Raw genomic sequence first — 24,451 nt, 5'->3', positions numbered from 1 at the left:
CCTTGGTCTGAAACAACGACAGGATTTCGGCTTTTTGCGCAAGAGACCTTCAGAGCGCTGCCTTTCGCGCATTTCTCGCTTCACCGGACTGCTGGTCTTGCCGCTGCTGATCGCTGCTCCGGCGCTGGGCGATCCCGCTCCTTTCGAGCTGGCTGGACCGGACTTGCGCATCGAAGTCACGCGCGAGGGGCAGACCCTGCCGATCGGCCGCGTGCCGAGCCTCGCGCCCGGCGACAAGGTCGTCGTCCATGGCGCCTTGCCGGAGAACCAGAGCGCCCGGTTCGTGCTCATGTCCGCCTTCCTGCGCGGGGCGACCAATCCTCCGCCCAAGGACTGGGTCGATCTCGCCCGAACCTGGAAGGAGAAGGAAAAGGACAGCGCCCTGACCGTCACCGTGCCGCGCGATGCCCGGCAGATGGTGCTGCTCATGGTGCCCGAGACCGGCGGCGCGGAAGGTGTGCTGATGGATGCGGTGCGCGGGAAGCCGGGCGAATTCGTGCGCGCCAGCCAGGACCTCAACCAGGCCTCGCTCGATCATTCGCGCCTCAATGCCTTCATGGCCGCGATCCGCGCGCAGGATGACAACGGGCCGGAATACCTGCGCACGGTCGCACCGGTGCTCGCCCGCAGCCTCTCGATCAAGCTGCAGGAGGACTGCCTCAACAAGGTGATCCAGTCGCAGGCATCGTGCCTCGTGGAGAACCGCGAATCGCTGGTGCTGAACGATGTTCACACCAGTTCGCTGGCGGAGACGATCACCGGTACGCCGACCGATCTGGCGCTGCAGCTCAGCAACACGCGCGAAGCCGGGGCAGGGTATTACAGCGCTTATATCGCGGTGGCGCGGGACGTGGCGAAGATCTTCGGCGCGTTCAACAATCCGACGTTCAATTATCTGCCGACCCTGACCGTCCGCGATGCGGATCGCATGTCGCTGCTGCTCAACGCGGCCCCCTCGTTCCAGAAGCCCAAGTCGGTGATGATCGCGGCCATGCCTGCGGTTGAAGCGGACATTCCCCCGCAACTGCGCAGCTCCGCAAAGGGGCCGATCTGCATGGCGCCCGGCACCGTGCTGCCGGTCGAAGGGGCGCCGCTGGTATTCTCGACCGACTTCGCCCACGACATGAAGGTGCGCCTCACTTCCGCATCCGGACAGACGCTGGAAGTGCCGGTTAAGGCCCGCGCGGACAAAGGCGGGTACGTGCTGGCGGCCGATACGCTGCCTGTCGCCTTTGCGGGAGACGTCCGTGGCCACCTTCATGGTCTATGGGGGTTCGCGCCTTTCGATGGTCCGGATTTCCTGCTCCAGCGCCCGGGCGGCGAACCGTGGAAGGCCACTGGCGATGCCGATGGCCTGATCGTGGGGCGCGACAACGAGGTGGCGCTGGAAGGCGCCGCTCCCGGCTGCGTCGAGGACGTGACGTTGCGGCAGGGCAATGGTGCCGCCCGGCCGCTCGTGTTCAAGGCGCTGGAAGGGCGGCGCCTGAGCGTCACGGTGCCGTTGACCGATGCGGCGGCGGGCGAAGTGCGGCTGGAAATCCGGCAGCGCGGTGCTGCTGCAACGCAGACCGTCGCATTGCGCGCGCGGGTGCAGGCGAGCCGTCTGGAAGCGCTAGAACTCCATGCCGGCGACACGCAGGGTTTCCTGACCGGACAGCGGCTGGACCAGGTTCGCTCGGTCGTGCTCGGCGATGCCGAATTCCGTCCCGACGGGCTGACGCGCGAAGGCGGGACGGACCGGCTGCGCCTGCTCGCGCAGGGAGCGGGCAAGGTCCCCGTCGATACCGCTAAAGCGCCCGACAAGGCGACTGTGCGGCTGGAGGACGGCCGCAACCTGACGCTTCCGGTGCGAATCGGTGGCCCGCGTCCTCAGGCGGCGCTGTTGCAGCGCACGGTTTATCCCGCTCCGGCGGCGCAGGGCGCGAAGACGCTGGACATGGGTTCGGGCGATCTCCTGCCTGACAATGGCGAAATGGTGTTCTCTCTCAAGGCTTCGGGCGAAACGCGGTTCGGTGCCGGTTCCGCGATCGAAATCGCACCCCCATCTGGCGAGCCCGTCACCCGGCTCACGATCGGCAAGGGGCTCAATCTCGAAAGCCTCGAGGTGCTTGTCGCGACCCTGAAGGCCGACGACCTGCCTCCCGGCACCTTCGGGGCCATCCGCCTGCGCCTCGTGAGCAAGGGGCAGGGTGGACGCGAGGACCGCGGGGACTGGATGCCGCTCACCACGGTCGTCCGCCTGCCGCGGATAGAGGGCGCTACTTGCGAAGGGCAGGACGGACCTTGCACGATCACGGGACGGAACTTGTTCCTGATCGATGCGGCTGCGGTCGAGGACGGGTTCGCCAGACCTTCCGCCGTACAGCCGGGCTATACTGGCCGGACCTTGCAGGTCAGCGGCCGGCCGACCGATGGAATGTTGCGCATACGGCTGCGGGACGCCCCGACCGGCGTGGTGAAGCTGCCGCTCGACAAATAGCGCTCAGCGGCCGAGCGCGACCAGTCGGTCAGGGCTGAGCATCGCGCAATTCGGGCATCCGAGTTGTGCCATCGCCGCTTCCAGTTCGGTGCGCAGCAGGTGAATGGCATGCGCTACGCCGGGCATTCCCGCTACGGCCAGTGCATGCATCTGCGGGCGACCGACGAGCACGGCGCGGGCACCCAGCGCGAGCGCCTTGACCACGTCCGTCCCCATCCGCACCCCACCGTCGAGCAACAGCGGCACACGGCCTTGCGTCGCTTCGGCCACGCTCTGGATCAGGTCGACCGGGCTCGGCAGCCCATCGAGGACGCGCCCGCCATGGTTGGAGACGATGAGTGCGTCGGCCCCTTCGTCGACTGCGCGCGCGGCATCGTCGCCCAGCAAGAGGCCCTTGACGAGGATCGGCAGGCTCGTCGTCTTGCGCAGCCACACGAGGTCGTCCCACCCCGGAGCAGCGTTCGCGAGCGGAGTGCCGAGCAGGATCCGGCCGCCGGGCACGGAAGTCTGTGTCGGACGCGGCATTCCGGCCAGATTGACCGCACCGACGCCTTGCGGAAGCGTGATTCCGGCTGGTTTGAGCGCCGCATCGACGGTCAGCACGATGGCTTCGTAGCCCGCCGTTTCCGCGCGGCGGACGAGTTGCAGGCTGTGCTCGCGTTCCGGCTGGAGGTAGAGCTGGAACCACAATGGCGGGGCAATCTTGCCCAGATCATGCGCGAGGGCATGGGCGGCGGCGGCGATGTCCTCCAGAGGCATGCTCGACAGCGTGCTCACGACCATGCCGGTGTCGAGCGCGGTGGAGGCGCGGACGCAGGCGAGTTCGCCCTCGGGGTGGGCAAGGCGTTGGTAGGCCAGCGGGGCCAGCAGGATCGGGGAGGCATGGCGGCGGCCGAACAGCTCGATTTCCGTGCTGCCGTCGAGCCTCGCCATGGCGCGGGGGAGCAAGCCGATGCGGTCGAAGGCGGCGCGGTTCTCGGACAGCGTAATCTCGCGGCCCGCGCCTTCCTGGATGTGCCGCCAGACCTCGGGCATCAGGTGGGCTTCGGCGCGTCGCTCGTAATCGGCAAGGGTGCGCAAGTCCGCGGGAATGGCGGAAAACGGCGGCTGCGGGCTCACGTTGCCGACCACTGGCGCAGCAGGTTGTGGTAGACTTGGGTGAGGGTATCGATCGAGGCATGCTCGGGATGGTCCGTCGCGACAGACTGGATCGCGCCGTCCAGTTCGAACATCAGCCGCCGCTTCTCGGGCGAGGCGACGAAGCTCTGGGTCCAGAAAAACGAGACGAAGCGCACGCCGCGCGTCACCGGCATGACCCGGTGGAGGCTGGAACCGGGATATACGATCAGGCTTCCGGCGGGCAATTTGGCCGTGTGCGTACCGAACATGTCCTCGATGACGAGTTCGCCGCCGTCGTATTCTTCGGGGTCGGAGAGGAACAGGGTGCTCGAAACGTCGGAGCGCAGGTGCTCGCCGGTTCCGGGGATCGGGAAGATCGCGTTGTCGACGTGATTGCCGTAGTGGCCGCGCCCGTCGTAGCGGCTGAAACGGGGCTGCAGGACGCGGGCGGGCAGGGCGGCGGCGATGAACAGCGGGGTCTGTGCCAGGCGGGCGAGGACGCGGTCGGCTAGCTGCTTGGCCAAGGGGTGGTCGAGCGGTAACTGCTCGTTTTCCTTGACTCTTGCAGCGCGGTGACCGGCGGTGGCGCGGCCGTCCGCCCAGTCGGCGGCTTCCAGCGCACTGCGGATTTCGCGCACCTCGGCAGCGTCGAACAGATCGGGTATTTCGATGACCATGGTGCCTCTATTCGCGCAGTCCGGTGATGCTGACAATGACCTGCATCAAGCTGGAACTTCGTCCTCGGCCTCGATCATGGCGGCAAGGGCGGGACTGATCCACTCGGTCAGAGCGGTGCCACAACGGTACACAACGCGCACACAAAGGTACTCACGGGCACCCAAAGCGCTCACAGCGGCAGGCGAAAGCACGCTGAACGCGGTTGCCCAGGCATCTGCGAGCATGGCCGAGGAGTGGATCACGCTGACCGCCATGGCATGCTCGACGGGCATCCCGCTGCGCGGGTCGATACTGTGGAAACCGCGTACGTAATCGCCCGAGGTCGCCACCGCCAACTGGTGCAGCGCAACCCGCAGCGGAGCTACGCCCTGTGTCGGCGTTTCGAGGTCCACCCACCACGGATCGCCATCGGGACGCAGGCCGCGTCCGACCAGTTCGCCGCCGATCTCGACGAGCGCATGGTGACAGTCCATCCCGGCGAGCAACGCGGTCAGCGCATCGACGGCGTAGCCCTTGGCGATGCCCGACAAGTCGAGCCTGAGCCCGCCGGGCTGGCGAAGCCGCCGCGTATCCGGTTCGTAGGCGAGGCGCATGAAGCCGGAGACCGCGCGGGCCCGCTCGATCTCTTCGGTGGTGGGCGCGCGGTCGATCGTTACCGGACCATGACCCCACGCATCGACGAGCGCGCCGATCGCGGGATCGAAGGCACCGGCTGACTGCTCGGCGACGGTAAGGGCGGTTTCGATCACCGTGGCGAAATCCGCAGGTAGGGCGCACCATTCGCCCGCACCTGCCCGGTTGAACCGGCCCAGCACCGAATCCGCACGCCAGTGGCTCATCTGCGCGAGGATGTCCTCGAGCCGAGCCTCGATCGCGCGGCTCGCCGCGTCCCGGTCGAAGCCGGGGGGCGGGGCGAGCCGGATGCGCCATGTCGTGCCCATGGCCTCGCCGCCCAGCGCGATCACCGGCACGCCCTGCCGCCATGTGGCGAGCGAGGCTGCGTCGATTTCAAGCGGAACGGCGAGGCGCATGGGTGGCAGGCTCAGGACGTCGTCAGGGTGCGACGACTTCGAGCGTGGTGGTGAAGGACATGCGGCGGGCGCTGGCCTTCTTGTCGGCGGGCTTGGTGTCTTCTACGCTGGCGTTCAGCCAGTACCAGCCAGCGACCGACCACTTGACCTTGACGACGCCGTCGGGGCCGGTGGTCAGTTCCTGCGCATCTTCGGCCGCGCGGTACTTCTTGCCGCCGGGGACGACTTCGACCTTGATGCCGGCGGCGGGCTTGCCGTCGATCAGGAAGCGGAAGCTGCCTTCCTCGTCCGAGACGAGTTCGTCAGGGTGCGTGACCGGATCGAATTCTAGTCCCTTGCCGGTGAGGGCGACCTTGCTCGGCTCGCCCGCAGTGACGTAGACGAAGTTGCGCGAGGTCACTTCGGTCAGCTTGATGTCGGTGGCGTTGGCGGGGATGTCGGCTACGGTCGGCACCATGCGCGGCGGCTGGCCACCCGGACCTCCGGGGCCGCCGGGACCACCGGCCGGTGCGCCAGCGCCCGGAGCACCCGGACCGCCCGGTGCGCCCTGCGGACGGCCACGACCGCCCACGCGCCATTCCTCGGTACCGACCTTGAAGGTGCCCATCACCGAGGCGCGCTCCATGCCGATCTTCCAGGTGCCCGCCTTGTTCAGCGCGACGTCGAAAGTGCCGCGATGGCGGCCCTTGGACGCGTTCTCGACTTTGCCGTCGGTGCCGTCGGGCGCCCAGACCGAGACTTGCGCCGGGTCCATGGCGACATGGTCGGGGTAGAACAGGTCGTTCGACACGGCGGCATCGACGGTGACGTATTCGTTGGTGCTGGCGAGCGTGCTGGTCGAGGGCAGCAGCCACATGCGGTGGGCAAGCGCAGGCGTCGCCAGCATGGAGGATGCCGCAGCGGCGATCAGGATGGAGCGGAAGCGCATTCGTATTCCCCTGTTATGTAAAGCGAAAGTGATTGGATCAGCGGACGGTGACGGTGCCCAGCTCGGTCTTGCCCGAGACGGAACCACCCTTGCCGCCGACGGTGAACGGCACGGAAACCAGTTCGCGCCCGCCGGTTTCGCGCGCGGCCTCGACCTTCAGGACGTAGTCGCCCTTGGGCAGGTTCGCGGGAATGGCGACGGTGTAGCTGCCGGGCGCGCGGGTCGCGCCGCTGATGCCGTCGGCGGGCAGCTTCAGCGAGCGGCCGCCCTTGCGCCACCAGGTGCGTAAGTCCGCCAGCCACTTGGTGCCCGGTTCCGCGCCGCGCTTCTTGCCGTCGAACCACACGAAGAGGGTGCGGGCATCGCCGCCGGCGACGGGCTCGACCCAGCCTGCGACGTAGGGGCGGTGGTATTCGGCCACCTTGATCTGCGGGACGGTGACGGTGACCGACGCGGCGAGCGCGGGCGTGGCGGCAAGAGCGGTTGCGGTGCCGGCGGCCAGCAGCGGCAGCGCGGGCAGGATCTTGGATCGGGTCATCACGGGCTTTCTCGTCAGTGGATGAAAAGGAGGGCCAGCAGCAGCGGGATCAGCAGGCTCAGGCCGACCATCGGCCAGGTCATCGGCCGGTGCTTCGCATGAAGCTGGAGCAGGAACAGGCCGGTGATCGTGAACACGAGACAGGCCACGGCGAAGAGGTCGATGAACAGGGACCACGCGGCACCGCTGTTGCGACCCTTGTGCAGGTCGTTGAGGTAGGAGATCCAGCCCCGGTCGGTGACTTCGGCCTGCACTTCGCCGGACGCGCGATCGATGCTGACCCAGGCGTCGCGGCCGGGGCCGGGCATGGCGACGTAGACTTCGTCCTCGGCGGTCCAGTCCGCCGCGCGGCCCGAAGGATCGAGCGGAACCGCCGCCGCGATCGCCTTCGCCACTTCTGCGGGCAGGGGATCGGTGCGGTCTCCGGGGGCAGGCAGTTTCGCCAGCAGTGCCACCGGCAGCTTGCCCTGGCTCTGCGTCACCGAAGGCTCCGCGCCGATCGAGGCGGCGTGGTTGAGCGTGATGCCGGTCGCCGCGAACAGCAGCATGCCGACCAGCGAAATCGCCGCGCTTACCCAATGCCAGGTGTGCAGTTGCTTGAGCCAGAAGGCGCGGGCCTTCTTGTTCTTCTTCTTTTTCGCTGCGGCCTTTGGCCTGGCGGGCGGCGTGATGCGGCTCGGAGCGGCTGACGCGGCGTCACGCGCGGTGTCGGCGTGGCGGTCTGGGGCGTCGGCAACTTCCAAGATGTCGCATCCTTAACTCGGGCTTCAAAAATCCGGCGTGATCACCGGGACGGCCCCCTTAGACGGAAACGTGCCGCCACACGTCGTTGCGATGTCGGGTGCCCTCTGGACGACGAGCTGCTTAGTGTATATGAAAATCACTCGCAATAGTGGTTGGCAGGAGATTACAATTGGCGACAGTTGCCGCGCTCGCGCCGGACGAACTCGCGTTCGCACCGGCTTCGGCCGTCGTGCACGAGCCGCTCGTCCTGCCGTATCCGGTCGACGAATCGCCTTCAGGGCAAGGCCCGGGGCGTTCGGTCTACAGTCCCGCCAAGGCGAACCCGGTTGCACTGCTGGCCTCGGCCGGGATGATCCTGGGCATGGCGGCCTGCCTCGCCACGCTTAATATCGTCGCGGCGCACAAGGAGCGGGCGCACCTTACCACGGTCGACGTGCAGGAACTGGACGTCACACCGCCTCCGCCGCCGCCCGAGCCTACGAAGCTGGAGACGCCGCAGGCTGCGATTACGCAGACGGTCGTGCCCAAGCCGATGATCGAGCTGCCCAGCCCTGGCCCGCAGCAGGTCATGGTGGATGCACCGCCGCCGCCTGCTCCGCCCAGCATGACCAGCGAAGGGGTCAAGGTCAGCGCGCCGCCCTCCGTCGCACCGCCCGCCGCGACTACGCTGGAAGGCGGCGATCTTTCGAGCAAGGTGCTGTTCGCCAAGCCGCCGACATATCCGGTGGATGCCCGCCGCGCGCACGAGCAGGGCACGGTGAAGCTGCTTCTGCTGGTCGGTAGCGACGGGACCGTCAAGGACATCCAGGTGGCATCGAGCAGCGGCAGTTCACGCCTTGACGGCGCGGCGCTGCGGGCGGTGAAGCACTGGCGCTGGTCGCCGCTGATGAGCAACGGCGTGGCGACTGCGGTGCGCGGCTACGTCACGATCCCGTTCGTGCTCAAGGCGGCGTAAACCCCGTCGTCATTGCTTCGCTACGTTCGCAATGACGGGTTGGTTCAGTCGCGGTCCTGCAGTGCAGCGTGCAGGGTCGTCATCGCCTGCTCCAGTTGAGTCGCGCTGTAGGGCTTGTCGAGCCGCACCGTCGGGCGATGTTCGAGGTCGGGCTCGAAGCCGCCGCTGGCGATCGCCAGAGGTACGTCGCGGGCGGCGAGTTCGGCGATGATCGGGTCGGCCTTCTCGCCCGCAAGGTTGAGGTCGATCACGGCGACGTCGTATTCGCCCGCGCAGGCTGTCGCGAGCGCGGTCGAGAGCGTCGCGAAAGGTCCGACGACCTCGCAGCCAAGATCGGTCAGCATCTCTTCGAGCAGCATGGAGACGAGGAACTCGTCCTCCGCCACCAGCACCCGCAATCCATCGAATCGAGGGGTTTCCTCAGGCATCGTGCCACCCTGAAATTGCGTTCGCGACAACGCCTTGCGCGGCAAAGTTATTGGCAGCGGTTCGCGGCGCGAGCAAGGGGGGATTCAGCCCTCGATGATCTCTCGGATTCGTCCGGCGAGGAGGTCCATGGCGAAGGGCTTGGTGATCATTTGCATGCCCGGTTCGAGGAAGCCGGAGGCGAGCGCCGCGTTTTCCGCATAGCCGGTCATGAACAGCACTTTCAGGCCGGGGCGGCAGGCGCGCCCGCCGTCGGCGACCTGTCGGCCGTTGAGCCCGGGCAGGCCGATGTCGGTGACGAGCAGGTCGATGCGCTCGTCCGACTGCAGGATGGCGAGGCCGGAGGGGCCGTCCGTAGCTTCGATCGCCCGGTAGCCGAGGCCGTCGAGCACTTCGAGGATGAGCGCGCGTACGACCGGCTCGTCCTCGACCACCAGCACCACTTCACCCTCGCGTGCGGTGGGCAGCAGCAGCGGTTCGTGCGCGTCCTCGGTCGCGGTGTCGGTGCCGAGATGCCGGGGGAGGAACAGCTTGATCGTGGTTCCGACGCCTTCCTCGGAATAGATTCGCGCGTAGCCTTCGGACTGGCGCGCGAAGCCGTAGATCATGGACAGGCCGAGGCCGGTGCCCTGGCCCATCGGCTTCGTGGTGAAGAACGGCTCGAAGGCGCGCACAGCGGTGTCGCGGCTCATGCCGACGCCGGTGTCACTGATCGCGATGCACACGTATTCGCCCGGCTTCACGTCCCGCTCGCGCGCGGCGTAGCGGTCGTCGAGGTGGGCGTTGCAGGTCTCGATGGTCAGCTTGCCGCCCTGCGGCATGGCGTCGCGCGCGTTGATGACGAGGTTGAGGATGGCGCTTTCCAGCTGGTTGGGATCGCAGCGCGTTAGCCACAGCCCGCCCGCCAGAACGAAGCCCAGCTCGATGTGTTCGCCGAGCGTGCGGCGCAGCATGTCCTCCATCGAGGCGATCAGCGGATTGCTGCGCACCGGTCGCGGGTCGAGCGGCTGGCGGCGGGAGAAGGCGAGCAGGCGATGGGTCAGCGCCGCCGCCCGCTCGGCCGAAGTGCGCGCGCCGCCGAGCCAGCGCTCGAGGTCCTGCGTGCGGCCCTGCGTCAACCGGGCGTGCATCATGTCGAGGCTGCCGGTGATGCCTTGCAGCAGGTTGTTGAAGTCGTGCGCGATGCCGCCGGTCAGCTGGCCCACGGCCTCCATCTTCTGGCTCTGGCGAAGGGCCTCCTCGATGGCGCGCTGCTCGGTGATGTCGCGGCCGATCGCGTGGATGCGGCGGTCGTCAGGCACAGCGGTCCAGGCGATCAGGCGGAAGTCGCCGTCCTTGGTGCGGTAGCGGTTCTCGAACGCGATCGTGCGGCGCCCGCTCGCGAGCTTGGCGACTTCGGCGGCGGTCGCCTCGACGTCGTCGGGGTGGACGAAGGAGGCGATGCGCTGTCCGAGCATTTCACCCTCATGCCAGCCCAGCAACCGCTCGCCAGAGGGGTTCACCGCCGTGATCGCGCCCTGGAAATCGCAGACCAGCATGAGGTCGCGGCTGATCGTCCAGAGCCGGTCGCGGTCCTGCGCGTAAGCGGCCTCTGCCTGCTTCTGCGCTTCGATCTCGGTATTTGTGCCGATCCAGGCAGAGATGGCACCATGGGCGTCCTTGAGCGGCATGGCCCGCGAGAGATGCCAGCGATAGAGCCCCTCGCAGTCACGCAGGCGGAGTTCGGTGTCGTAGACCTCTCCGCTCGCGACGGCCTGCGCCCAGCGCTCGACGGCGGTTTGCCGGTCTTCCGGATGGACGAGGCGAGCCCAGCCATCGCCGTCGAGGCTGCCATGCGGCTCGCCCGAATAGGCGTAAGTGCGCTCGTTGAACCAGTCCATCGCGCCGTCGGCCCGCGCGGTCCAGACTTGCGTGGGCATGTTCTGGGCGAGGGCGCTGAACTGCGCCTCGCTCTTTTCGAGGGCCAACTGGGTGCGCGTGCGGTCGGTCACGTCGCGCACCGCGCCGATCATCCGTACCGCGTTGCCAGCGGCATCGAATTCGAATTCGGACTTGCGCGCGATCACGCGCTCCTCGCCGGTATCGGGGCGACGGATGTGATATTCGACGTCGAGTGCCGCGTTCGCCGAATGGCGCCGGGCATGGTTGGATGAAAGATGCCGGTCTTCGGGAATGATGATTTCCTCGAAGACACGCACGTTTGTCTCCCCGCGCTGCGGCACTCCGAAAAGGCGGCAGAATTCGTCGGTCCCGGTAATGGTATTGGCGACGATGTCGACGGAGAACAGGCCCACGCCGCCCGCGACCTGGGCGCGGCTCAGCTGTTCGGCGCTCAGGCGCAGGGCTTCCTGCGCGTCATGCTCGAAGGTGCGATCGCGCATCAGCTTGACGAAGCCGGTCGGGCGGCCCTCGGCATCGCGCAGCGGGGTCATCTCGCTGAGGCCCCAGAAGCGCTCGCCGGTCTTGCGCAAATGCCAGCGTGCGTCATGGGCGCGGCCGCTGTCGAGCGCTTCGCGGCGCTTGGCGGCGGGCCGGCCGGTCGCCCGGTCCTCGGGCGTGAAGAACACGTCTATCGGACGGCCGAGCATTTCCGGCTCGCTCCAGCCGAGCATCGCGGCGGCTCCGGCATTCCACAAGGTGATCCGACCGTCGAGATCGGTGGCGACGATGCCGTAGTCGACCGCACCGTCGAGGATCTGGCGGTTGTAGGCTTCGCGCTCGTGCAGCAGCCCTTCGGCGCCAACGCGCTGGACATGCGCCCAGGACCGCTCGGTCACTTCGCGGATTATATCGAGTTCATAGGGTGTCCAGCGACGGGGTCTGCTGTCATGGATCGCCATCAGTGCGATGAGGCGGCCTTCCTTGACGAGCGGCATGCAGATCGTTGCCGCGATGCCGATGTCCTGGAAGGTCCGGGCCTCTTTCGGCGCGATCTCCGTCGCATTGTCGTTGATGATCAGCGGGCGCCCGGCACGGAGTTCCTTCACTGCAAGTTGCCCGAAGTCGGCGAGGCGATAGTGTCCGACGATCGAGGGGGAGCCGTCGGCGTGCCAGTTGCCCCGGATCGTGAAGCCGTCCTCGTCGCCGTCCATGTCCGCATAAGCGCAGTTGGAGAGGCCGAGGTGTTGCGCGGTCATGCGCGTGGTGATCGCGAGGATTTCCTCGGCCCCGCGGCAATCCGTGATCGCCTGCGCAATGTCGTCGAGGAACCGCAGCTTCGTTTCGCTCTCTTCGAGGGCTTCACGGGCGTGGTGCGCCTCGGTGATCTCGAAGACTACGGCGATGACGCCCGCAGGCCTGCCGTCGTCACCGGGGACCGGCGAATAGTCGAGGTTCAGCCAGATCTGCTCGGGCTTTCCGTGGCGGTGCAGCGTGAGCATGTGGTCGCGATAGCTCAGTGTGCCTCCCGCAAGACCGACCTTCATGACGTTGGCATTGAATTCCGCGACTTCCTGCCAACCGTCGAGCACGTTCGAGCCAAGTAGCCGGCTGTCGCGCCCACCGGCAAACTCGGCATAGGCGTCGTTGTAGAGCATGACGCCCATCGGCCCCCACAACAGCACCAGCGGCACGCGGGAGGGAAGCATCATCGCGACGGTGTGGCGCAAGCTGACCGGCCAGCCTTCGATGGGACCGATCGGGGTGGAGGCCCAGTCGTGCGTGGCGATACGGCGCGCGAGTTCGCCTTCGAGTCCCATGAACCCGTGGCCGTTCCCTACGCTGCGCGTCATGCCCCTAACCGATCCCTTCGCGCCGGGCCGATTTTCCCGTCGATTCACCCCGTCTGTGCACGCGACAACACATCGCGCGTGCAACGGTTCCCCGTCAATGATCGGTAAGTGATTATCCTGCGGCGGCGATGGGATAGGGCAGGATTTCCGCCTGTGTCCCCGTGGCGGAGAGACGGGGCGCCGACGACGCGCGATTGCGGCCTTTGCTCTTCGCATCGTAGAGGCCCCGGTCGGCCTGCAGCATGGCGGGCGAAAGGTCCTGTATACCCGGAGTCACGGGCGCGCAGCCGATGCTGAGCGTGCCGCAGTTGCCTCCTCCCTGCCGCATAGCAAAGCCCGAACAGAGGTCTTCGGCAAGGCCGAGGCTGCGGCCTTCGTCCATTCCGGGCAGCAGCACCACGAACTCGTCGCCGCCGAGGCGGGCGCTGATCGCCGAACCCGGCAGGCGCAGCCTCAGGAATGCGGCGAGATCGACGAGCAGGCGGTCGCCGCCCTGATGGCCGAAGCAGTCGTTGATCGTCTTGAAGTTGTCGATGTCGATGAGGAGCAGCGATCCGCCCGACTGCTGCACGTCGCGCGTACGGGCTTCGAAGCCGCGACGGTTGAGCAGGCCGGTCAGCGGATCGCTTTCGGCGAGGCGGGTGGCGCGTTCCTCGCGGCGGCGTCGCAATGCCCCTGCTACCGACATGGCGAGTGCGACTTCTACGAGAATGCCTTCGAACAGGGAGATGGGGATCAACACGCCGGAATAGGAAGACAAGTCGACGAAGGCGCCCGGTACGAAGGCGCAGCCGGCCTTTACGGCATAGAACGAGCCATGGACCACGAACGTCGCGACGAGGGTGCGGGTTTCCGAACCGGTGGTGCGGCGCGCTTCCAGCAGCACGCCTGCAGCCCTGAGGCAGAACACCGCCACGAACCCGGCATTGAACAGCGACATGACCTGATCACGGTCGCCGAGGCCAGGGGCCGCCATGAGGGCAGAGCATGCCAGCGGCGCGAGGAACCAGACGCGGCTCAGCCTGCGCTGCGCGAAGGATGCGGCACCGTGGAGGAACATGAAGTGCGCGAGAGGGACCATCGAGTTCGACAGCCAGACGCCGAGGAGGAAATCCCCGCTCTGGCGCAGGGGCGCAAGGGTGCAACCCACGACGATGCAGAGGAACCCGAGCGCGAAGCTCAGGAGGAACCGCTCGCGCAGGGACCGCCATTCGATAAGAAGAAACGTCGCGGCCACGAACGCAATTGCGTTCGAAAGCAGCAACATGGTTTGCGCATCGACCGACATGAAGAACCCGGAACCCCCTTGCGCGAGGAAGTTACGCCAATCTCCTAAACAAAAGGTGGATGGGCCGTAAACCATTCGTACGGTTGCTGTTTTTCGGTCATGCCGGAAGCGGGTTGGAGCGTGACGACTTGTCCCTGAATCGTCATTGCGAGCGGAGCGAAGCAATCCAGGGCGGGCTCAAGACTGCCCTGGATTGCTTCGCTGCGCTCGCAATGACGAAGGGTGATGCACCCCAATGTCCTCGCGTTCCGTGCGCGGCGCTGCCATGGATTTGCAACCAAGACGGCCCAATGCCATTCTGTGACCTGACACCCGGCCGAACGCACGCGCGAAGGCCATCTGCAACTTTCGCATTACCGCCAAAACCGGGGAGCATATCGCATTGCGCGGCTGGATTCTCTTTCAGCATCAACTCGATCCGTCGATTCCCGAGGTGCCCGAAGTCTTCCGTTTCCAGGAGGCTGCAGGCGCGCTCGGCATCGAACTGCACGTCCTCCAGCCCCACAGCTTCGAACTGGTGGTCGGCACCGTCGGCGACTGGGCGATCAAGTATCAGGGGCGCGAGATCGAGAAGCCCGACTTCGTCATCTGCCGGACGGGCGCGGAAACGGACTACTTCACGTTGGCCCTGCTGCGCCACTTCGAGCGGCGCGGGGTGCGGCTGGTCAACGGCCCGGCAACGATCGAGACGGTGTCCGACAAGCTGCACACCCTGCAGACGCTGAACCGCGCGGGGTTGCCGATCCCGCGCACGATGCTGGGCACGTTCCCCATCGATGTCGATCTGGTCGAGCGGGAACTGGGCTTTCCAGTCATCGTCAAGACGCTCAAGGGCACGCGCGGCGCAGGCGTCCTCAAGTGCGAGGACCGCAGCCAGTTCGAGGATCTGGCGGGCCTGCTCGAAAGCGCCGAGGCCAAGGCGGATTTCATCCTCCAGCACTACGTACGCGCCAGCCATGGCCGTGACGTGCGCGTGCTGGTGGTCGGCGGGCGAGTGATCGCGGCGATGGAGCGGCGCTCGCTGACCGGCGGGTTCAAGTCCAACGTCTCGCTCGGCGGCGTCGGTGTCGCCTACAACCCGCCGCAGGAGATGGCGGAACTGGCGGTGCAGGCGGCCGACGTTCTGGAACTCGACATCACCGGCATCGACATCCTGTTCGACGAGGACGGCTACCGCATCTGCGAGGCCAATTCCGCCCCCGGCTTCCAGGGGCTGGAGCGGGCGACCGGGCTCGACGTGCCGACGGCGATCCTCGAATGGGTGATCTCCACGCAGGCCGCCGTGCAGGAAAGCAAGCCAGCCCCGGCCGAGAGCACTGCGCTGGCCGACATGGTCTTCGGCGGCCGCACCGGCCTGCGCGCGCTCAGCGACCGCAATGCCGAATTCCGGCCTTTCGCCAATGCGGTGGGCCTGCGCATGGTGGCGGCGGGGATCGGCTGTCTCGTGCAGGGCTCGTTCCCGCAACCGCTGGTGGATCGCCGCAGTCCCACCGGGATCGGCCTTCGCTCCCTCTTCGAAGGGCGCGCCAAGGTGGACCTGACGGGGCTCAACGACCGGGCGCACGAGCGCACGCTGATGGTGGTTCTGGCCGTCGCGATCTGGGCGGCGGTCATGCCGTGGCTCGCCGGGGCCGAGGCGGTGGTGAGCGGGGTGCTCTCCGTCCTCGCGCTCATCTTCCCGGTGCTGTTCCTGCTGACTTCCCCGGCCGGACGGTTCGGAGCCGGTTCCGCGCGCCGACGCAGGAGCAACGGATGATCGACTTTTCCGCGATTCCCTGGGCGGCGCTGGCGCCGTTCATCGTCGCCGGGTTCCTGGCGCAGCTGGTGGACAGCGCGGTCGGCATGGGCTTCGGGGTGATCGGCAACTCGCTGCTGATCCTGCTCGGCCTGCCGCCCGCCGCGGCGTCCTCGGTGACGCATGCGGTCGAGAGCTTCACCAGCGGCGTGTCCGGCGCGGCCCATGCCCTGCAGCGCAACGTCGACTGGATGCTCTTTGCGCGCCTCGTCATTCCGGGCATCGCTGGGGGGCTGACAGGCGTGTGGGCGCTCTCGCACCTCAGCCTCTCGATCCTGCGGCCGGTCCTGCTCGTCTATCTGGCGGCGGTCGGCATTTACCTGATCTGGCGCGGAGCGCGGCGGGCGCAGGCTTATCGCCGGATGCGCGCGGTGGGGCCGCTGGGCTTCGTCGCCGGGTTCCTCGATTCCTTCGGCGGTGCCTGGGGGCCGGTCACGACGGGCAGCCTGATCGCGCAGGGGATGACCCCGCGCGTGGCGGTGGGCACCGTCAACGCCGCCGAGTTCTTCGTGACGGTGACGGTGCTGTCGGCCTTCATCGGCACGCTTGGCCTGCAGTCGTTCTCGATCGCGGCGTCGGGCCTGCTGATCGGCGGGATCGTCGCCGCGCCGATCGGGGCGCTGGTGACGCGGCGTGCCTCATCGCGCGATCTGACGCAGTGGATCGGCGGGGTGATGATCGCGCTCAGCCTGTGGGGTCTGATCTCGCTCGTCTTCGCGCCGATCCCGCTGTTCTCGCGGATGTGAGGGTCAGGCGCTTTTCAGTCGTCCCCCGCTGAGCGTCTCCGCCAGACCCGGCGCCACTATGAGCAACCCCTTGGCGATGGCCACCACCGCGCCGAGGATCAGGAACGGCTGGCCGATAAGATAGACCGGATAGAGCGGCGAGCCGAGCTTTCCGGTCAGCTTGCCGACGACCGGCCCCAGCAGCCAGATCAGGATCAGGTGCGCGCAGAAATAGAAGAACATGTAAGGCTCGATCCGGCGTAGCAGCGGCGCGGCGCGAGTGGCGACGAGGCGCCATGCCAGCCACCACACCGCCAGCGATGCGGCAACGCGCGCGGCTAGGTCCACCGCCGCCGTCGAGGCATCGTCGAACGGCCGGGCATCGCCGATCGAGACGTAGAGATGCAGCGGCATCAGCACCACGAAGGGTGCTAGCGCGACGATGGCGGGCCATGCGGCCACGCGCTCGGCGAGGTTGGCACGGCGGGCGATGATGCCGATGGTGAAGAACATCAGGATCGAGGCGCGCAGGATCACCGGCGGGCCGATGCCCAGTACGTGGCAGGTTCCCGCCGCCAGCGCGAGCAGAGCCAGCGCCTTCGACGGCAACCGCACCAGCAGCGGGGCCAGCACCATGCACAGGAACAGGTCGCGCAGGAATGGCATCTGCACGTTGATGTCGGGCGGGCGGGTGACGATGAACAGTTCCTCGACCAGCCAGCGCACCGATTGCGGCATGGGCGCGGCGAGCCCGAACTGCCATGCCGCGCCCGATACCAGCAGTACCGCCAGCGCGTTCCACAGCACCATCGGCAGCAGGATCGTGCGCGCCTTGCGGGCGACGTGCGGTCCCCAGTGACGGGTGCGCGAGGAGCCCGCGACCAGCCAGCCGGAGATCAGTCCCAGCAGCGGCACCGCGCTGCGGCCGAACCCTTCCATCAGGACCCAGCGCAAGGTCTCCTGCGGCGTCCCGCGCGCCAGATCGAGTTCGTAGCCGGAGAGTCCCGTCCAGGCGTGGACGTAGACGATGCCCGCGATGCAGATGACGCGCGCGATGCGGATCGCATCGGAGCGCCAGCTTTGCATGTCGCTCTTCGGTTCAGCCAAGCCGTGTCCCGCCCATTATCATCCATGCTCCGTATGTGCTTTTGTCATCATAAAGCCTGCGAGGCGCAGTGGTTGCCTCGCGCAGACGATGCCAAGCCTATGCGTCACGCCGCGCGGGCGGCGGGACGAGCGGAGAGGGGCGGGGAAAAGGCTTTCAGAACAGCGCTTCGTCGAGCGCCATGACCGTGGCGGGACCGGCTGCGATGCGGGCCGCGTGCAGACCTGCGCGGGGCAGCACGTAGCTCGCGTAGTAGGCGGCGATGGCGGCGTAGGTGTCGCGGCTGCGCGCATCCTCCAGCGCCGGGGCGGCGGCGAGGATGCGGACCCACATCCAGCCCAGCGACACCAGCGCGAAGAGGTTGAGGTACTCCGTGGCCGCCGCGCCGAGGGCATCGGCATCACCCGATGCGGCCGCGATGGTGGCGCTGGCTTCCTCCAGCATGGCGAGGGCGGCGCGCATCTGCACGGCGAGGTCGCTCGCGTCGCTTTTGTCGATGTCGGCCGCGATTCCGTCGAGGTAGGCGCGCAAGGGGGCGCCGCCGTTCAGCGTGACCTTGCGCGAGACGAGGTCCATGGCCTGTACGCCGTTGGTGCCCTCGTAGATCTGGGTGATGCGTGCGTCGCGGACGAACTGCTCCATCCCGGCTTCGTGGATGTAGCCGTGGCCGCCGAACACCTGCTGCGCCAGCACCGTCGTCTCGAAGCCGAAGTCGGTGAAGGCCGCCTTCACCACCGGCGTCAGCAGGGCGACGTCGGCGGAGGCCGCATCGCGCGTCGCGGCGTCCGGGTGGCGGTCGGCGATGTCCATGCGAATCGCGGTCCATGCGGCGAGGGCACGCGCGGGCTCCACGAAGGCGCGGCAGGCGAGCAGCATCTTTCGCACGTCGGCATGGGCGATGATCGGCACGGGGCCGGGGCGTCCGTCCGAGGCGCGGCCTTGCAGGCGTTCGCGGGCATAGGCCACCGCGTTCTGCGTCGCCGCATCGGCAAGGCCGAGCCCCTGGATGCCGACGAACAGGCGCTCGGCATTCATCATCGTGAACATCGCGTTGAGCCCGCGCCCGGCCTCGCCTACCAGCCAGCCGGTGGCGCCGTCGTAGTTCATGACGCAAGTGGGCTGGGCATGGATGCCCATCTTGTGCTCGAGCGCACCGACCGACATGGCGTTGCGCTCGTCGAAGGCGCCGCTGGCTCCGGGCAGGAACTTGGGGACGAGCAGCAGGCTGATGCCCTTCACCCCGGCCGGAGCATCGGGCAGGCGGGCGAGGACGAGGTGGACGATGTTGTTGCCGAAATCCTGGTCGCCCGAGGATATGAAGATCTTGGTTCCGGTCACCGCGTAGCTGCCGTCGCCGCGCGGCTCGGCGCGGGTGCGCAGCAGGCCGAGGTCGGTGCCCGCCGAAGCCTCGGTCAGCGCCATCGCGCCGCACCACTCGCCGGTGACGAGCTTGCCGAGGTACGTCGCCTTGAGTTCTTCCGAGCCGTGTGCGGCAAGCGCTTCCGCCGCGCCCCGGGTAAGGCCGGGGAACAGGCCGAACGACAGGTTGGCGGCGGACACCATCTCGTCGAGCATGATCTGCACGGTGCGCGGCAGGCCCTGTCCGCCGAACTCGGGATCGCCTGCGAGGCCGGGCCAGCCCGCCTCGACGAATTCCGCATAAGCCTCCGCGAAGCCCGGTGCGGTCACGACATTGCCGTCGACCAGCTTCGTGCCTGCGGCGTCGCCCGGCAGGTTCAGCGGGGCGAGGCGTTCGGCGCACATGCGGCCTGCCATCGTCAGCACTTCGCCTGCCAGTTCGCTCGTCACTTCCTCCAGCCCCGGCAGCGCGGCCATCTGCACGTCGAAATCGAGCACGTGCTCCAACAGGAAGCGCATCGTCGCGACGGGGGGCTGGTAGGTCGAGGGCATGATCGTCTCCACGGTGGTCCTTGCGCGCTTGCGCGGCTTTGGGTGTCAATGTACCAAACGATCGTTACAATCAAGGTGGTGACGTTAGAGACCGTGAATTCCCTTGCCGATCGGCCGTCCGCGCGCCAACGCAGGGCCGATGAACGTACGCCATCCCGACAAGTCGAACCCGTCGCGCGAGGACGAGGTCGTGGCTGCCGCCGCCGCCCTCTTCGCCGAGCGGGGCTATGCCGCGACCAGCATTCGCGACATCGGCGAGCGGGTGGGCCTGCTGGGCGGCTCGCTCTACCACTACATCAAGAGCAAGGACGCGCTTTTCGTGCGCATCCACGATGCGGCGCTGCAGGCGGCGGAAGACCGCATCCGCGTGGCGATCGAGGGGGTGGAGGAGCCCGCCGCCCGGCTGGCCACGGCGTGCCGGGTACTGCTGGCGATCCAGCTCGACCCGGCCTCGCTGACGATGCCGCTGATGAACGACTTTCGCGCGGTGCCCGAAGCCGTGCGCGTGCAACTGGTCGCACGGCGCGATGCGTTCGAGCGGCTGTTCGCGGACCTGATTGATGCGCTGCCATCGCAGCCGGGCCGCGATCCTGTGATCTATCGCATCCTGCTGCTCGCCACGCTCAATTCGGCGAGCGAGTGGTATCGGCCGGGGCGCCTCACCCTCGATGAAGTCGCCGACCAGATCCTCGGGGTCTACGCGGTCGGTTCCTGAGTAGGGACGGCGCGGCAGAGTCCTTCCTGCGCTACGCTGGCGACCAGCGTTCCCGCCCGGTCGTAAAGCGCGCCGCGCGCAAAGCCCCTCGCGTGGCCGGCCCAGGGGCTGTCCATCGCATAGAGCAGCCAGTCGTCCACCGGCGGAGTGGAATGGAACCACACCGCATGGTCGAGGCTGGCGACCTGCATGCCGGGCGAGAAAATGGCCTTCGAATGGGGCAGGATCGCCGTGGAAACGAGTGCGAAGTCGCTCGCATAAGTTAGCACGACGCGCCTGAGCACTTCGTCGCTGTCGATCGGCGCGGCCAGCCTGAACCACAGGAACTGGTGAGGGGTATCCGAGCCCTGCACGGCAGGCGGGCCGGGCCGGATCTCGAACGCGGCGAGGCGGTCGAGCATGGCCTGCGGGAATTTCTGGCCCGTCGCCGCGAGTGCCGTGACGAGGTCCGGGCACTGCTCGGGCGAGGGCACTTGCGTCATGGCGGCGGCGTGGGCGAAGCCGTCCTCGCGCCGATGGAACGAGGCCGCCAGGTTGAGGATCGGCTTGCCGCCCTGCATCGCCACGACGCGCCGGTTGGCGAAGCTGCCGCCGTCGAAGTCGCGCAGCACGCGGTAGATGATCGGCCGCGTCGTGTCCCCGGCACGCAGGAAATAGGCGTGGAGCGAATGGGCCTGCCGATCGCTGCCCGCCAGATCGCGTGCGGCGGCCGCCAGCGCCTGCGCCACCACGAGGCCGCCGAACACGCGGCCGGGCCGTTCCTCCGAGGCGCCGCCGCGGAACAGGTCGGTGTCGATCTCCTCGACTTCGAGGAGGGCGCGCAGTTCGGCGACGGCAGCAGCAGGGTCAGTCATCGACGGGCCTTAGCGGGGAGCCTTCGAGCCACGCAAGGGCCTGCCGCTCGATCGAGAGCAGTTCCTCCAGTGTCTGGTCGATCGCCCGCTTCTGCTTGCGCAAGTCGGCGATACGCTCGCCGACCTTGGATTTGAGGGCGCGGACCTGTTCGTGATGCTCGGGATCGACGTCGTAGAGATCGAGGAACTCCTTGATCTCGCGGATCGAGAAGCCGAGCCGCTTGCCGCGCAGGATCAACTGCATTCGCCCGACCTCGCGCCGCGAATAGATGCGGGTGGTGCCGACCCTCTGCGGCGCGATCAGGCCCTTGTCCTCATAGAAGCGCAAGGTGCGCATCGTCACGCCGAGCAGGGTTGCGGCCTCCTGGATGCCCAGAAGTTGCGGCGGTTCGGGAGCGGGCGCGGCGCTCAAGCTGCGGTTCCGCCCGAGCCTTGGCCAGAGTTTTGGCCCTCACGCTTGGCAGCTTCTTCCGCGACGAGGTCTTTTTTGGACAGCTTGCCTACCATGGTCTTGGGGAGCGAATCCCGGAACTCGATCGAGGCGGGCATCTCGATCTTGTTCAGCCGTTCGCGCAGGAAGTCCAGCAATGTCTCCTGATCCAGGATGTCCCCCCCGTGCAGCACCACGAAGGCCTTGGGAGCCTGCCCGCGATAGGCATCGGGGATGCCGATCACGACCGCCTCGGCGACCATCGGATGCTCGTAGAGCGCTTCCTCGATGATGCGCGGATAGACATTATAGCCCCCGCAGAGGATCACGTCCTTGATCCGGTCGACGAGGAACAGATAGCCGTCCTCATCCAGATAGCCGATGTCGCCGGTGCGCAGGGCACCGTAGATGAAGGTCTTCTCGGTGTCCTCGGGACGGCCCCAGTAGCCCTGCATGATCTGCGGGCCGCGCGCGCAGACTTCGCCCTTTTCGCCGGGCGCGCAGAGGCGGGTGGGGTCGGAGGGATCGCGGATTTCCAGCGCGGTGCCGGGGAAGGCGGGGCCGCAGGCGTTGTCCTTGACCAGTCCTTCGAGCGGGTTGCAGGCGATGATTGGGCTGGCTTCGGAGAGGCCATAGCCCTCGACGACGTTCACCCCGGTCTTCTCCTCGAACTCGCGGCGTATTTCGAGCGGCAGGGGCGCGCCGCCGGAGATGCAGACGCGCACATTGTCGAACTCGCCGTGAAGCTGCTGGTGGTTGAGCGCGGTGTAGAGCGTCGGCACCCCGAAGAACTGCGTCGGCTTCGTGCGCTTGGCGGTGGCGAGGAAGGACTTCATCTCGAAGCGCGGGAGCAGGATCATCTCCGCCGCCGTGTCGACCGAGTAGTTCAGCACCGTCGTCAGCGCGAAGACGTGGAACAGCGGGAGCACACCCAGCGTGCGCTCCTGATGCTCGGGCATGTGGCCGACATGCGCGATCATCTGCGCCGAGTTGGCGGCCAGGTTCGCGTGGCTGAGCATCGCGCCCTTGGGCACGCCGGTGGTGCCGCCAGTGTACTGCAGCACCGCGAGGTCGTTGGGATGGCGTTCGACCGGGTCCGGCTCTGCATCGCGGGCGATCAGGTTGGCCCAGCGCGCATAGCGCAAGTCGTGCGGCTCATGCGCGATGTCGTGGCGCTTGAAGAGCAGGAAGGCGCGGCGCTTGATCGCGGGCAGGGCGTCGGCGAAGGGGCAGACGACCACGCGCTTGAGACAGGTCTTGCCGACCAGCGGCTCCAGCTTGGGCAGGCAGAGCGCGAGATCGGTGGCGATCATCACCTCGCAGCCGGAGTCGGTGACCTGATGCGCCATCTCGCGCTCGGTGTAGAGCGGGTTGAAGTTCACCACGACAGCGCCAATCCGCAGAACCGCGAAATAGGCGACCACGTAGTAGGGCGTATTGGGCAGGCACAGGCCGACACGGGTGCCCTTGGTGACACCAAGGTCCTGCAGGCCGCGGGCGGCACGCTTCGCAAGCGCGCCGATTTCCGAATATGTCCACTTGCGGCCCATGAAGTCGACCGCCGACCATGCTCCATGCGCTTCTACTGCATGGTCGAGCAGGTCGGTCAGAAGACGCGGCGCGATCGGCGGCATCTCGTCCGTCGTTGAGGAGGCAGTGGCGGGAGCGACCCCGCCGATCGTCGCCGCGTCGATCATTAGAAGTGCATCCTTGCGCCGAGGGAGAAGACAAGAGCGGAAGCGTCCTTCAGCTCGCCGTTGGTGATCACCGGCGTCTGCACCGCCGTGCCCGCATAGGCAGCGGTGATGCGGTCGATCGGCGCGTCCTTGAAGGTGATGTACGAAGCCGCCGCGTCGATGGTGAAGGCCGGGCTCGGCGAATAGCTGGTGCCTGCCGAGAAGTTCCAGCGGTTGCTGTCAGGCACGCGCGCGTCGCGATTGCCGTCCTGAGTTGGGGTGATGCCGCGCTGGAAGCCGGTGCGCAGGACCCACTGCGGATTGACCTGATAATCGGCGCCGATCGCCCAGGTCCAGCTGTTGCGGTAGTTCTCGGGGATCGACTGGTTGATCGGCGCGCCGATGTCGATGGTGTCGAACTCGCTCCAGCCCATGCGCACGACCTGCGCGTTGAGGGTCAGGCTCTTGCTCATCTGCGCGCGGGCGCTGCCGATGATCATCCACGGCGTGCTGAACGAAGCCTTGGCGTCGATCGTGCCGTTCTGCGTGGCGAGAGGACCGGCCAGACCTTCGAGCGTCACCGTGCCGTCCAGCTTGTGCTTGATCGAGGACTTGTACGCGAAGCCCAGCGAGACCGGGCCGTCATGGTACTGCACGCCTGCCGACCAGCCCACATCCCAGCCATTGCCCTTGAGCGTCTGGTGCCCATCCGCCAGCAGCGGCGACAGGTTGGGAAGGTAGTTGCCCAGCGTCGCATCGACATATTCGATGTTCGCCGCGCCGCCGATGTATAGGCCCTTGGCCAGTTCCACCGCGATCGAGGGCTGGATGTCGTACGTGCGCAGCTTGGTCTTGTCGGCGCTGTAGCGCGCCCAGCTGTCGGCGTCGTAGTCGGTGGTGAACGAATAGGGTGCCGTCAGCGACAGGCCCACCGCCACGCGGCCGAACCCATAGGCGATCGCTCCCGAAGGCAGGTAGCCGTTATCGATCGGGTTCTTCGCCACCGGATTGCCGCCGACCGAGGCCGGGGCCTGCAGCGGGCGCACGATCACGGTCCCGTTGTCCACGACCTTGCCGCGCGGCAGGATGGCGCTGGCGCGCACGGATGCCTCGCCGCCCTGCATGCCCGCGATCGAAGCCGGGTTCCACCAGAGAGAATCGACGCCGGTATCAGCCGCCTCGCCCGAGAAGGCGCGGCCCTGTCCGCGGACGGACTGCTCCTGAAGGTAGAACGCCTGCGCGCTCGCCGATCCGCTCCACGCGAAGGCGACGACGCTGGCCGCGCTCGCAAGGAAGATGCGGTTGTACTTGGTATGCATTCGG

20 protein-coding genes are annotated in these 24,451 nt (G+C 67.4%); 5 read left to right on the top strand and 15 right to left on the bottom strand.

The annotated features are described in order from the left end of the window. Positions 1-97: 97 nt before the first annotated feature. Positions 98-2,479, top strand: a complete 2,382-nt coding sequence (locus tag PKE80_RS06790; protein ID WP_271181838.1) for a hypothetical protein — start codon at positions 98-100, stop codon at positions 2,477-2,479. A gap of 3 nt (positions 2,480-2,482) precedes the next feature. On the opposite strand, the gene PKE80_RS06785 is transcribed toward PKE80_RS06790, so the two are convergent. From PKE80_RS06785 to PKE80_RS06760, 6 genes are read right to left on the bottom strand one after another with little or no spacing between them, the layout of a single operon-like run. Continuing rightward, positions 2,483-3,598, bottom strand: a complete 1,116-nt coding sequence (locus PKE80_RS06785; RefSeq protein WP_271181837.1) for an alpha-hydroxy acid oxidase — start codon at positions 3,596-3,598, stop codon at positions 2,483-2,485. Then, positions 3,595-4,275: a Fe2+-dependent dioxygenase gene (locus PKE80_RS06780; RefSeq protein WP_271181836.1), complete on the bottom strand. Its 681-nt coding sequence runs from the start codon at positions 4,273-4,275 to the stop codon at positions 3,595-3,597. The genes PKE80_RS06785 and PKE80_RS06780 overlap by 4 nt, the downstream gene beginning before the upstream one ends. A 45-nt stretch (positions 4,276-4,320) precedes the next feature. Beyond that, complete coding sequence (locus PKE80_RS06775) at positions 4,321-5,307, bottom strand: FAD:protein FMN transferase (protein ID WP_271181835.1); 987 nt, start codon at positions 5,305-5,307, stop codon at positions 4,321-4,323. 22 nt (positions 5,308-5,329) lie between these two features. Further along, positions 5,330-6,235: a DUF4198 domain-containing protein gene (locus PKE80_RS06770; RefSeq protein WP_271181834.1), complete on the bottom strand. Its 906-nt coding sequence runs from the start codon at positions 6,233-6,235 to the stop codon at positions 5,330-5,332. Between the two features lie 37 nt (positions 6,236-6,272). Then, complete coding sequence (locus PKE80_RS06765) at positions 6,273-6,773, bottom strand: DUF2271 domain-containing protein (protein ID WP_051586661.1); 501 nt, start codon at positions 6,771-6,773, stop codon at positions 6,273-6,275. A gap of 14 nt (positions 6,774-6,787) precedes the next feature. Continuing rightward, positions 6,788-7,516: a PepSY-associated TM helix domain-containing protein gene (locus tag PKE80_RS06760; RefSeq protein ID WP_370424193.1), complete on the bottom strand. Its 729-nt coding sequence runs from the start codon at positions 7,514-7,516 to the stop codon at positions 6,788-6,790. Positions 7,517-7,686: 170 nt separating this feature from the next. Between PKE80_RS06760 and PKE80_RS06755 the strand changes: the two genes are divergently transcribed. Next, on the top strand, positions 7,687-8,472 hold the full coding sequence (locus PKE80_RS06755) for an energy transducer TonB (RefSeq protein WP_271181833.1): 786 nt from the start codon (positions 7,687-7,689) through the stop codon (positions 8,470-8,472). A 44-nt stretch (positions 8,473-8,516) separates the two neighbouring features. Here the strand turns inward: PKE80_RS06755 and PKE80_RS06750 are convergent, their stop codons facing one another. From PKE80_RS06750 to PKE80_RS06740, 3 genes are all read right to left on the bottom strand, one after another. Next, positions 8,517-8,900 carry a response regulator gene (locus PKE80_RS06750; RefSeq protein WP_271181832.1) on the bottom strand — a complete coding sequence of 128 codons (384 nt, stop codon included), beginning with the start codon at positions 8,898-8,900 and terminating at the stop codon, positions 8,517-8,519. A gap of 84 nt (positions 8,901-8,984) precedes the next feature. After that, complete coding sequence (locus PKE80_RS06745; RefSeq protein WP_271181831.1) at positions 8,985-12,629, bottom strand: PAS domain S-box protein; 3,645 nt, start codon at positions 12,627-12,629, stop codon at positions 8,985-8,987. A gap of 112 nt (positions 12,630-12,741) precedes the next feature. After that, positions 12,742-13,866 carry a GGDEF domain-containing protein gene (locus PKE80_RS06740; protein WP_271181830.1) on the bottom strand — a complete coding sequence of 375 codons (1,125 nt, stop codon included), beginning with the start codon at positions 13,864-13,866 and terminating at the stop codon, positions 12,742-12,744. A 433-nt stretch (positions 13,867-14,299) separates the two neighbouring features. Between PKE80_RS06740 and PKE80_RS06735 the strand changes: the two genes are divergently transcribed. Both PKE80_RS06735 and PKE80_RS06730 read left to right on the top strand, forming a co-directional pair. Then, positions 14,300-15,673: an ATP-grasp domain-containing protein gene (locus tag PKE80_RS06735; RefSeq protein ID WP_271181829.1), complete on the top strand. Its 1,374-nt coding sequence runs from the start codon at positions 14,300-14,302 to the stop codon at positions 15,671-15,673. Further along, the gene (locus PKE80_RS06730; RefSeq protein ID WP_036522392.1) at positions 15,670-16,458 is read left to right on the top strand and encodes a sulfite exporter TauE/SafE family protein; all 789 of its coding nucleotides are present in this window, start codon (positions 15,670-15,672) and stop codon (positions 16,456-16,458) included. Before PKE80_RS06735 ends, PKE80_RS06730 begins: the two co-directional genes overlap by 4 nt. A gap of 3 nt (positions 16,459-16,461) precedes the next feature. Here the strand turns inward: PKE80_RS06730 and PKE80_RS06725 are convergent, their stop codons facing one another. Both PKE80_RS06725 and PKE80_RS06720 read right to left on the bottom strand, forming a co-directional pair. Next, positions 16,462-17,523, bottom strand: coding sequence for an acyltransferase family protein (locus tag PKE80_RS06725; protein WP_271182144.1), 1,062 nt, complete (start codon positions 17,521-17,523; stop codon positions 16,462-16,464). Positions 17,524-17,698: 175 nt separating this feature from the next. Continuing rightward, positions 17,699-19,453 (bottom strand): acyl-CoA dehydrogenase, encoded by a 1,755-nt coding sequence (locus PKE80_RS06720; RefSeq protein ID WP_271182143.1) that lies wholly within the window; start codon positions 19,451-19,453, stop codon positions 17,699-17,701. 139 nt (positions 19,454-19,592) lie between these two features. Here PKE80_RS06720 and PKE80_RS06715 point away from each other — a divergent pair, with 139 nt between their 5' ends. Continuing rightward, entirely contained in the window at positions 19,593-20,168 is a 576-nt protein-coding gene (locus PKE80_RS06715) for a TetR/AcrR family transcriptional regulator (protein ID WP_271181828.1), read from the top strand. On the opposite strand, the gene PKE80_RS06710 is transcribed toward PKE80_RS06715, so the two are convergent. Genes PKE80_RS06710 through PKE80_RS06695 form a run of 4 tightly spaced genes read right to left on the bottom strand, consistent with a single transcriptional unit; the run spans position 20,150 to position 24,447 of the window. Beyond that, positions 20,150-21,022: an acyl-CoA thioesterase gene (locus PKE80_RS06710; protein ID WP_271181827.1), complete on the bottom strand. Its 873-nt coding sequence runs from the start codon at positions 21,020-21,022 to the stop codon at positions 20,150-20,152. The two genes, PKE80_RS06715 and PKE80_RS06710, sit on opposite strands and share 19 nt — an antisense overlap. Continuing rightward, a complete protein-coding gene (locus PKE80_RS06705) occupies positions 21,015-21,434 on the bottom strand; it encodes a MerR family transcriptional regulator (RefSeq protein ID WP_008832270.1) in 420 nt (139 codons plus the stop codon). The genes PKE80_RS06710 and PKE80_RS06705 overlap by 8 nt, the downstream gene beginning before the upstream one ends. Next, a complete protein-coding gene (locus tag PKE80_RS06700) occupies positions 21,431-23,149 on the bottom strand; it encodes a long-chain-fatty-acid--CoA ligase (protein WP_271181826.1) in 1,719 nt (572 codons plus the stop codon). Before PKE80_RS06700 ends, PKE80_RS06705 begins: the two co-directional genes overlap by 4 nt. Further along, positions 23,149-24,447 (bottom strand): OmpP1/FadL family transporter, encoded by a 1,299-nt coding sequence (locus tag PKE80_RS06695; RefSeq protein WP_271181825.1) that lies wholly within the window; start codon positions 24,445-24,447, stop codon positions 23,149-23,151. Before PKE80_RS06695 ends, PKE80_RS06700 begins: the two co-directional genes overlap by 1 nt. Positions 24,448-24,451: the final 4 nt, after the last annotated feature.

The sequence above is a fragment of the Novosphingobium resinovorum genome (assembly GCF_027922145.1).
Taxonomy (GTDB): domain Bacteria; phylum Pseudomonadota; class Alphaproteobacteria; order Sphingomonadales; family Sphingomonadaceae; genus Novosphingobium; species Novosphingobium resinovorum.
Note: the sequence above shows the minus strand (reverse complement) of the source record. Positions and strands in the feature narration are given on the sequence as shown.